General features: G+C 67.7%; 7 protein-coding genes. 6 read left to right on the top strand and 1 reads right to left on the bottom strand.

The annotated features are described in order from the left end of the window. Both KEG38_RS16805 and KEG38_RS16800 read left to right on the top strand, forming a co-directional pair. A partial coding sequence (locus tag KEG38_RS16805; RefSeq protein ID WP_272420535.1) for an nSTAND1 domain-containing NTPase occupies positions 1-3,473 on the top strand: 3,473 nt, incomplete at its 5' end. A 42-nt stretch (positions 3,474-3,515) separates the two neighbouring features. Further along, entirely contained in the window at positions 3,516-4,964 is a 1,449-nt protein-coding gene (locus KEG38_RS16800; RefSeq protein ID WP_272420533.1) for an FHA and sigma-54 interaction domain-containing protein, read from the top strand. An 11-nt stretch (positions 4,965-4,975) separates the two neighbouring features. Here KEG38_RS16800 and KEG38_RS16795 read toward each other — a convergent pair whose 3' ends face one another. After that, positions 4,976-6,829: a multicopper oxidase family protein gene (locus KEG38_RS16795; RefSeq protein ID WP_272420532.1), complete on the bottom strand. Its 1,854-nt coding sequence runs from the start codon at positions 6,827-6,829 to the stop codon at positions 4,976-4,978. 666 nt (positions 6,830-7,495) lie between these two features. Between KEG38_RS16795 and KEG38_RS16790 the strand changes: the two genes are divergently transcribed. The 4 genes from KEG38_RS16790 to KEG38_RS16775 form a co-directional block, all read left to right on the top strand. Next, the gene (locus tag KEG38_RS16790; RefSeq protein WP_272420530.1) at positions 7,496-7,729 is read left to right on the top strand and encodes an MbtH family protein; all 234 of its coding nucleotides are present in this window, start codon (positions 7,496-7,498) and stop codon (positions 7,727-7,729) included. Positions 7,730-7,781: 52 nt separating this feature from the next. Then, the gene (locus KEG38_RS16785; RefSeq protein ID WP_272420528.1) at positions 7,782-8,501 is read left to right on the top strand and encodes a thioesterase II family protein; all 720 of its coding nucleotides are present in this window, start codon (positions 7,782-7,784) and stop codon (positions 8,499-8,501) included. A gap of 2 nt (positions 8,502-8,503) precedes the next feature. Further along, on the top strand, positions 8,504-9,070 hold the full coding sequence (locus tag KEG38_RS16780) for a YcjF family protein (RefSeq protein WP_272420526.1): 567 nt from the start codon (positions 8,504-8,506) through the stop codon (positions 9,068-9,070). 52 nt (positions 9,071-9,122) lie between these two features. Continuing rightward, on the top strand, positions 9,123-9,739 hold a 617-nt coding region (locus KEG38_RS16775; RefSeq protein WP_272420524.1), incomplete at its 3' end, for an AMP-binding protein.

Here is a 9,739-nt window from a genome sequence, read left to right as displayed (position 1 = left end):
CCCTCGCCGAGGTGCTCGCCGAAGGCGGAACGGACGGCCCCGCGGCCTCCAGCCATCTCCGCGCCGAGCCGGGCCTGCTCGGCGCCCGCCTGCGCGCCCATTGCCGCGCGCGGGGGCCAGGGAGCCGCGCGCTCGTTTTCGTCGACCAATTCGAAGAGCTTTATACGCTCGTCTCCGATCCGGGCGAGCGATCCGCGTTCCTTCAATGCCTTCTCGGCGTGGCGGACGACGCCTCGTCGCCGCTGCGGGTCATCGTGACGATTCGCTCGGATTTCCTCGACCGCGTCGCCGAGGATCCCCATTTCCTGGCCGAGGTGACCCAGGCCCTCTTCCTCCTGCCGCCCATGGGGCGCGAGGGCTTGCGGGAGGCCCTGATGCGCCCGGTGGAGGCGGCCGCGCATCGCTTCGAGGACGAGGCGATGATCGCCGAGATCCTGGGCGAACTGTCGCGCGCCAAGACGCCACTCCCGCTCCTGCAGTTCGCGGCCGCGGAGCTCTGGGAGGCGCGTGATCGGGAGGCGAAGACCTTGACGCGAGCGAGCTACGAGCGGCTCGGCGGGGTAATCGGGTCGCTTTCGACCCACGCCGACGCCGTCTTCGCCGCGCTCTCGCTGCCGAGCCAGCGCCTCTGTCAGGCGGTCTTTTTGCGCCTCGTCACGCCCGAGCGGACGCGCGCGATCGTGAGTTTGTCCGAGCTCGCCTCCCTCGCCGACGATCCCACCGCGGTGGAGGCGCTCGTCCAGCACCTCTGCGGCGCGAGGCTCTTGCTCCTCGAGGTCGGCGGCCGTCCGGGCGCCGTGACGGTGGAGATCGTCCACGAGTCGCTGATCGAGCGCTGGCCGAGGCTCGCTGGATGGCTCGACGAGAGCACAGCCGACGCCCAGTTCATGGCCCGGTTGCGTGCCGCCACCTCGCAATGGCAGGCGGGCGGAGAGGCGTCCGGCTTGCTGTGGCGGGACCGCGCCGCCGAGGAGGCGCGGACATGGTATGAACGAAGGCGCGCGAATCCCGAGGCGGAGCGCGGCTTGCCGCTCGGCCGCGCGGAAGAGCGGTACCTCCTCGCCGTGATCGACCTCCAGGAGCGCGCGCGTCGGAGGCGTCAGCGCTCGATTGCCGGGGCGTTCGTGATTCTCGGCACCGTATCGGTGCTCGTGTTTTTCCTGGCCATGCGCGCCCAGGCCCAGGCCCGGCGCGCGGACGCCGAGGCCGCACGTGTCAAGGAGCAGAACGCCGAGCTCGCGCTCCAGGCGCTGCGTGGCCGCAATGCCACGCGGATGCTCGCGGCGCGCAAGCGGATGGACGATCCCACGCTGGTGCTCGCGCTCGCACGCGAGGTCGAGCCCGAGGACATCCCCAAGGAGTGGGCCGAGATCGTGAGCGATGCGCTCTCCTCCGGCGTCGCGCGGGACGAGGTCTCGGGCCTCCACGGGGGCGAGCCGATCTACACGGCGGCCATCAGCCCGGATGGCGCACGCATCGTCACGGCGTCCGGGGACAAGACGGCGCAGATTTTGGCTGTCGGCGATTCCCAAGGGCTCGCCACGCTGCGCGGCCACGACGCGTTCGTCATGTTCGCCGCTTGGAGCCCGGATGGCACGCGCATCGTCACGGCGTCCGGGGACAAGACGGCCCGGATCTGGAACGCGGACGGCTCCCGGGAGCCGCTCGTGTTGCGGGGACACGGCGACGCGCTCACTTCCGTGCAGATGAGCCCGGATGGGCAGCGCGTCGTGACGGCTTCGGAGGACGGGACCGCGAGGGTGTTCCGCGCTGCGGACGGGAGGCAAATCGCCCTGCTCGAGCACGAGGCAACCGTCACGAGCGCCCGGTTCAGCCCGAATGGCAAGCGCATCGTGACGACCTCGGTGGATGGGCTCGTGCGCGTGTGGAGCGCGGACGGCTGGGGCGCGCCGCTGCTGCTCCGCGGGCACACGGACGAGGTTGTCGCGGCGTCCTGGAGCCCGGACGGCGCGCGCATCGCCACCGCGGGCAAGGACGCCACGGTGCGCGTCTGGGATGCCGCAGGCGGCGCCGAGCGCCTCACGCTGCACGGCCACGAGGACAAGGTCATGAGCGTCGCGTGGAGCCGCGACGGCAAGCACATTGCCTCGGCGTCGAAGGACAAGACCGCGCGCATCTGGAATGCCGACGGCGCGGGGCAACCCATCGTATTGCGTGGCCACAAGCACTGGGTTTACACGGCGGATTTCAGCCCAGATGGCCGCTACCTCCTCACGGCGTCGCTCGACAGGACGCTTCGGTACTGGGATCTCGACGAGGTCGTCGCGCCGAGGGTGCTCGAGGGCCACACGGAGGTCGTCAATGCGATGGCGTGGAGCCCCGACGGCGCGCGGATCGTCACGGTTTCGCGGGACGAGACCGCGCGGGTGTGGCGCGCGGATGGCGAGGGGAGCCCGGTCGTCCTGCGCGGTCATGCCAAGGAGGTCCAGAGTGCGAAGTGGAGTCCCGACGGCACGCGAATCGTCACGGTGTCGCGGGACGGGACCGCGCGGGTATGGCGCCTCGACGATCCTTCTTCGCCCGTCGTCCTCGACTGCCACCCGGAAAAGGTCTGGACCGTCGATTGGAGCGCGCCGGGCGACCGTATCGTCACCGCTTCCCTCGATGGAACGCTGCGCTTGTGGGCGAGCGACGGCTCTGCGCTCCTGGCGGAGACGAGGACCCCGCTCGAACCCAAGAGCGTCGTCCAGGCGTCGTTCGATCCCGGGGGCACGCGGATCGTCGTGACGGACGGGACCGGGAACGTCTACCTCTGGAACGTCGACGATGAGGGGGAGCTCGTCCTGCTGGGCCAGCAGGGCGCGAGGTTCGACCCCACGCATTGGAGCCCGGACGTGCAATGGAGCCCGGACGGCTCGCGCATCATCACCTCATTCGTGGACAGCGCCGCGCGAATATGGAACGTGCGCGACGCCGCGGCGCCCCCGCTCGTGCTTCGGGGACACGAATCGAACGTCACCTCCGCTTCATGGTCGCCTGACGGCGCGCGGGTCGTCACGACCTCCAGCGACGGGACCGCGCGTGTGTGGAGCGCCGATGGTTCTGGGCAGTCATGGGTCCTCCACGGGCATGGGGATACGGTCTCGTGGGCGAGCATGAGCCCCGACGGGACACACATCGCCACCGCATCGGCGGACACGACCGTGCGCGTCTTTCATGCCGACGGGTCCGGGCAGCCCTTCGTGCTCGGGGGCTCTCCCCTCGCCGTCGTGCGCGCCGACTGGAGCCCCGACGGCAAGTACATCGCGCAACTCTCCGAGGAGAAGGTCATCCGGGTATGGCGCGCCGTGGAGCCCTTCACCGGCCCTGATGACGCCCGACTCTGGAGAGCGACCTCGTATTGTATTCCCGTGCCGATTCGGAGAGAACTGCTCCAGGTCACCGAATCCGAGGCCCGGAGGGATCAGCAAGCGTGCGAGCGCCGCGTCGCGGAGGCGCGCGCCGCCGAGTGAGAACCAGGCCGCCCGCCGTCCTCGTGATAGGCTGTCACACCCATGACGCGGAAGCCGATCTCGCTCGGTACCACCCAGGACCCCGTGCGCGAAGAGCGGAGGGCGCAGCCCCTCGCGCGTCCCTTCCTGTTCGTCGTGCTCCATTGTGACCAGCCGGCGCTCGGCGGCGCGCGGTATTGCCTCTCGGAGATCGACGTCGTCGACATCGGCCGCGGCCCCGAGCGCGTCGCCTCGCGCGTCCGCGAGGCGAACACGCGGCGGCTCGACCTGCGGTTGCCCGACGGGACCATCTCGAAGACCCAGGCGCGCCTCGTCAGGAGTGGTCACGGGTGGACCTTCGAGGACGCGGGCTCGAGGAACGGCTCGTTCGTCAATGACAAACGGGTCCGGACGGTCGCGCTCGAGGACGGTGATTTCATCGAGCTCGGCAACGTCATCCTGCGCTACCGCGCGGGCTTGCCGTCGTCGCCTGCCTCCGCTGGGGATCTCGACCTCGAGAGCCCGGAGGTCGGGGGGTTCTCCACGCTCGTCCCGCCGCTCGCGGACGAGCTCGACACCCTGACGCGCATCGCGCGCGCGCCCATCCCGGTGCTCCTCCTCGGCGAGTCGGGCACGGGCAAAGAGGTGCTCGCGGGAGGCGTCCACGCGCTCTCGGGGCGGACAGGGCCGCTCGTCGCCGTGAATTGCGGGGCGCTCACGGCGTCGCTGCTCGAGAGCCAGCTCTTTGGTCATGTCAAGGGCGCGTTCACGGGGGCCATCCGAGACGAGCCGGGGTACGTGCGCAGGGCGAACGGCGGCACGCTCTTCCTCGACGAGGTGGGCGATCTCCCGATGCCTGCACAAGCCGCGCTCTTGCGCGTGCTCGAGGAGAGCGAGGTCGTGCCCGTCGGCGGAACGAGCCCCATCAAGGTCGATCTGCGCGTCGTCGCGGCGACACACAAGCCGCTCGACAAGATGGCCATCCGGGGCGAGCTCCGGGTCGACTTGCTGGCGCGGCTCTCCGGGCACCGGCACATGCTCACGCCGCTCCGGGACCGGATCGAGGACATGGGCATCCTGGTCCGCGATCTGCTACGGCGCTCCAAGGTGCCGGGCGCGCCTGAGCTCGGCTTCACCGTGGAGGCCGGCAAGTTGCTCGTGCAGCAGCGGTGGCCGCTCAACATCCGCGAGCTGTCGCAGACCCTCGGGGTCGCGGCCGCGCTCGCGGACGGGCCGCTCATCGAGAGCGCGCACCTCGAGAGCGTGCACCTCGAAAGCGCGCACCTCGAGAGCGCGCACCTCCTCGCGCCGAGCCACGAGACCATCGCGCCGCCCGAGCCCGAGGAGGAGAGGGGCACGGCGCCGGACGAGCTGCGCGGGCGCATCCTGGCGCTCCTCGAGAAGCACAGGGGCAACGTGAGCGGGGTGGCGCGCGACATGGGCAAGTCGCGCGTCCAAGTTCACCGCTGGATCCAGAGGTTCTCGATCGACATCGACGCGTATCGCGCGTGATCGTGGCCCATTCACGGCATCGGGCACGTATCGACCATCGACGGCTCGCATGCCGCGTCCTTCTTCACCTCTAGGAGCTGCATCATGCCTTCATCCTCGTGCTCCAGGATGTGACAGTGCAGCACGTACTTGCCCTCGTAATGCAGGAAGCGCGACTGGAACTTGAGGGAACCGTCGACGCCCTGCATGCCACTCGTGGGGATGAGAACCGTATCGCGCCAGATGGGCTGTGCCGGTTTCTTCCCGTTGATGGACGTCACGAGGAACGAGTTGACGTGGATGTGGAAGGGATGGACCGTCTCTCCTGCCATCATGTCCCACTTGTTTTTGATCGTCCATTCCTCCACGGCGCCCAAAGCCATGCACTGGTCGATACGGGTCTCGCAGAACGTCCTGCCGTCGATGGTGAAGTGTGCTCCTCCCTGCCCATCGAGGGCCACGGCGAACTCGAGCGTCCGTGTATTCTCGACCTGGTTGCCAGGCTTCGCCATGTCGTCGAATGACGGGTAAAGCGCGGGCGGCGTGAGCGCCTGCGGGATCTCGAGGCTCTTGTCCGGCTCCCCCGAGACGATCACGGTGGCGAGGACCTGCGGCGCCCAGCAGACGAAGTCGAGGTAGCCGAGCGCCACCATCTGGTAGGTGCCCGCTTCGAATTGGGTGAGCAGATCCACGCGGCCCCCCGGCGGGACGACGTATTCGATCTCCGAAACGGCGTCGGCCATCGGCATCTTCAGGGGCGCAGCGTAGGTGATCCCGTCCGTCGCGACCTGGTAATAGGGGGCCGACTTCGCCCGCAACGCGTCCCGGTTGAGCATGGGCGGCCCATTGTTGCTCGCGCAAGAATAGCCGAAAGGATCATAGCCGGGCTTCGGCAACGACGTCGCGGCGTCCACCTGATCGTCCGGTACGCGGAGGAAGGCGATGTCCAGCGGAGCACGGAAGCCCGTGTGAAGGACCCGGAGACGCTGCACCTCACTCGGGCGCATGCGAAGGATCGGGTTGATCTGGCCGTTGACGTAGAAGAAATCCTCGACGGTGTCAGGCAATGGGCCGCCCGCGCCCATTTCCTTGTACGTCGCGAGGCGGGTTTTCCCAGTGCATGCATCCTTGGTCTGGAGCATGAGCTCGCCGACGACCAGGAGCTGCTCCTTGCCCTGCCCCGGCTTGGGCTCGGGAGAAAACATCTTGTCGAGATCGTCTTGCCATTCGTCGCGGATGATGAGGGCCCCCACCATGCCGCCTGCCACCTGGATGGCCGTCGCTCCGTGGAAGTGCGGGTGGTACCAGTAGGTCCCGGCCGGATGATCGGCCATCGTCCCATCCGGCATGACGAGTTCCTTGGGGATGTCGAAGACGAAGTCGTAGCTTTGGCCAGGACCAATCTCCAAGAAGACGTCATCGCCGGGCGGCCCGGGGTCGACGTGCAGACCGTGCGTGTGGAAGTTGGTCGTGTTGTTCTGCATGCCCGGGCCGTGCCCGCCATGCCCGCCGGTGGTGGTCATGCCACACTCGCCGGGGTCCACGGCGCTGTCGTCGTCCGGAAGGCCGTTGATGAGCTTGAGCTTGAACTTATCACCCGGGCTCAGCTCGATGCTCGGGCCTGGGATCGTGCCCGTATACGTTCCTTCGAAATTCGCCTCTCCTGCATTGACTTTGAGGCCCGTGTACGCGCGGGTCATGAACGTATATTGGCCCACCGTCACCTGGATCTCGGTGATGGTCATCTCGATATCGAGAAGGCCGTCCTTGGCTCGGACCGTGGCAGGATTGAAGAGCTCTCGGCTCGGCGTCGGCTGCGGCGTCTGTGGCTTGTCGTCGGAGCTGCACCCGATGGTATCGGGCAGCAAGAGGCCAGCGCCGAACATGGCGCCCAAGCTCAAAAAGCCGCGCCGATCCAACGTGAGCGTGGCACGGGCCCGATTTTCATAAGATGAAGGTTTGTTCTGGGACGTCACGAATTCACCCTGTGGGTTCGTCGTTTGCGCTCCGGAGGGTCGACGATGCCCCGAGGAAACTCCGGGGGACCATGAATCACGAGCGGCATCTATCGGAGATGGCGAGCCGCGGGACACCTCGAGGATCCGTCGTGGCTGCTCCGAGCGTACGCCTTGCAACGCTCAGGCCACCTGTCCCAACGAGAACACAATCCCGCCGGTGAGCGTGCGCGCACGAAGGAGGCGGCTACCGGCCGAGCGTCGCCGACGGAAGCGTACTGTACCTGTACCTGTACCTGTAACAGGGTCCTGTTACAGGTACAGGTACAGCGGTCGCGCCAGCGTGCGTCCGGACAGAATACCTCGCGCGGCCAGGCCGATCTCCGACGCAAGCAAGACGTATCATGGCTGGCACCTCGCTTGCTACGTCGCGGGCGTAACGTCTATCCCAAGAGAGCTTAGATAGAAATACGCGCCCCCCGGATCCTGCTCGCCGACGGTACCGCAGAACCGAGCGTGCGGCAAGACAAACGTTCGCCGTCAGCGGCAATGTGAACCGCCCTGTTCGGCGACGCCGGGGTAGCAAGAGGACCCACGATGAGTGTCTTCGACGACGCAGATGCCTACTTCGAGGTGGTCGTGAACCACGAGGAGCAATACTCCATCTGGCCCGCTGGCCGGGAGATTCCTGCGGGCTGGCGCCTGGCAGGGAAGCGTGGGAAACGCGCGGAGTGCCTCCAGTATATCGAGGAGGTCTGGACCGACATGCGGCCGCTCGGCCTGCGCAAGCAGATGGACGCGGCTCTTGCCGCAGCCAAGCCGCAAGCCTGAATCACCGACAATGGATCCGATCCCGGGCGCGTGGTTCTGGAGGCCCAGGCCCGTGGCGTTGCCGCGGGCGCGGCTATTTTGCTTCCCCTACGCAGGGGCGAATGCAATGGTCTTCCGGACCTGGGTCGCGGAGCTGCCGCCCGACGTGGAGCTCGTCGCCGCGCAGCTCCCAGGTCGAGGGCCGCGAATCCGAGAGGCGCCCCTAACGAGGCTCGAGCCCCTGGTGGAGGCGCTCGGGCAGGCGCTCGCCCCTGGTCGCATACCTTTTGTGATGTTCGGGCACAGCATGGGCGGGCTCGTCGCATTTGCGCTTTGCCACTGGCTGCGCGCACGCGGCTATCGGGCGCCGATGCACCTCTTCATCTCCGGCCGCCGCGCGGCGCAGTGCCCGGATTCCGACCCACCCACCGGCGAGCTGACCGACGATTACATCCTCTCCTGCATCCGACGTCATGGCGGAACGCCCGCGAGCGTCCTCGGCGAGCCGGAGCTCATGGAGCTCGTCCTGCCCGTTTTCCGGGCGGACCTCGAGCTCCTCCGGTCCTACCGCCACGTCCCCACAGAGCCTCTCGATGCTCCGCTGACCGCGCTCGGGGGCATGAAGGACGACACGGTGCAGCCTGCGCAGCTCGAAGGATGGCGCGAACACACGAAAGGTCCGTTTGCGCTCCGCATCTTCGAGGGAGACCACTTCTTCCTTCATTCCTCCGAGGCCGCTGTGCTGCGCGTGGTCGTGCAGGCATTCGAGGGGAGTGGAGCACATAGAGCGTGACAATGGCAGGCGAGGCAACGAAGGACGAACGAACCGAGACGTCCACCAAGCACGAGCCCATGGCGGACGGCGTCGAAGCGAAATCGGAGGTCCCGTCGAACGACGTGCGTGCGCGCGAACGCCGCGCGGAGGCGATCCTCCGGCGGAACGTCCTCTGGGCGCTCGTGGCGGGCGTCCTCCCCGTGCCCGCCGTCGACCTCGTTGCAATCAAAGGTATTCAGCTCAAGATGCTGAAGGAGCTCGCCGACCTCTATGAGGTGAAGTTCACCCGTGACGTCGCGAAGGCGCTGCTTGGCTCCCTCGTCTCGAGCACCTGGAGCGTGGGTGTGGGAGCCACACTCGGATACGGGTTCGCGAAATTCGTGCCCGTGGTCGGCTCGGCTCTCGGGCTCCTCTCCACGCCGCTCATCGCGGGCGCGACCACCCATGCGCTCGGCAAGGTATTCGTGATGCATTTCGAAACCGGCGGTACGTTTCTCAATTTCGATCCGAACGCCATGCGGTCGCATTTCAGGTCGGAGCTGGAGAAGGCCAAGGAGACGGTCGCTGCGATGCAGCAGGAGCCGTAGGCCTGCCTGCCGACCCTCGGGCTCGGATGGATACCAAGAGAATCAATCTACGATGAGCATGCACGACGAGAGCAGAGACCTTCGGGAGCACGACGCAGGCAGCCACGGCGGGCTCGTGGCGCGGTGGAACGAGACGCACGCCGACCCGGTGCACCCGCATCTGCGCCTGCCCTCGCCCATCCCGGACGAGCTGCGCCAGCAGGCGGCGTGGAACGACACCGCGGTGGCGTACCCCGATTGCAAGTGCATTCACGAGCTCTTCGAGGAGCAGGCCGCGCGGACGCCCGACGCCGTGGCATTGGTGTTCGCCGAGCAAGAGCTCACCTACCGGGAACTCGACCAGCGCTCCAATCAGCTGGCCCACCACCTGCGCGCGCTCGGCGTGGGTCCGGAGGTACGCGTCGGGTTATGCGTCGAGCGGTCGCTCGAGATGGTGGTCGGCCTGCTCGCCATTCTCAAGGCGGGCGGCGCGTACGTACCGCTCGACCCAGGCTATCCCCGCGAGCGGCTCGCCTTCATGCTCACGGACGCGCGGCCCGCCGTGCTCCTCACCCAGCAGCGCCTCGACGGCAGACTTCCCCCGCACGAGTTTGTCACGGTTTACCTCGATGCCGGCGCGCCTCCTTGGCACGAGCAACCGCTCACGCCCCCCGACGTGCAGGTTGCGCC

The sequence above is a fragment of the Polyangium jinanense genome (assembly GCF_028435265.1).
Classification (GTDB): Bacteria; Myxococcota_A; Polyangia; order Polyangiales; family Polyangiaceae; genus Polyangium; species Polyangium jinanense.
Note: the sequence above shows the minus strand (reverse complement) of the source record. Positions and strands in the feature narration are given on the sequence as shown.

Coding starts and splice junctions, on each gene's coding strand:
- KEG38_RS16800 (WP_272420533.1), top strand. CDS start 3,516: ATGACGCGGAAGCCGATCTCGCTCGGTACCACCCAGGACCCCGTGCGC.
- KEG38_RS16795 (WP_272420532.1), bottom strand. CDS start 6,829: ATGTTCGGCGCTGGCCTCTTGCTGCCCGATACCATCGGGTGCAGCTCC.
- KEG38_RS16790 (WP_272420530.1), top strand. CDS start 7,496: ATGAGTGTCTTCGACGACGCAGATGCCTACTTCGAGGTGGTCGTGAAC.
- KEG38_RS16780 (WP_272420526.1), top strand. CDS start 8,504: ATGGCAGGCGAGGCAACGAAGGACGAACGAACCGAGACGTCCACCAAG.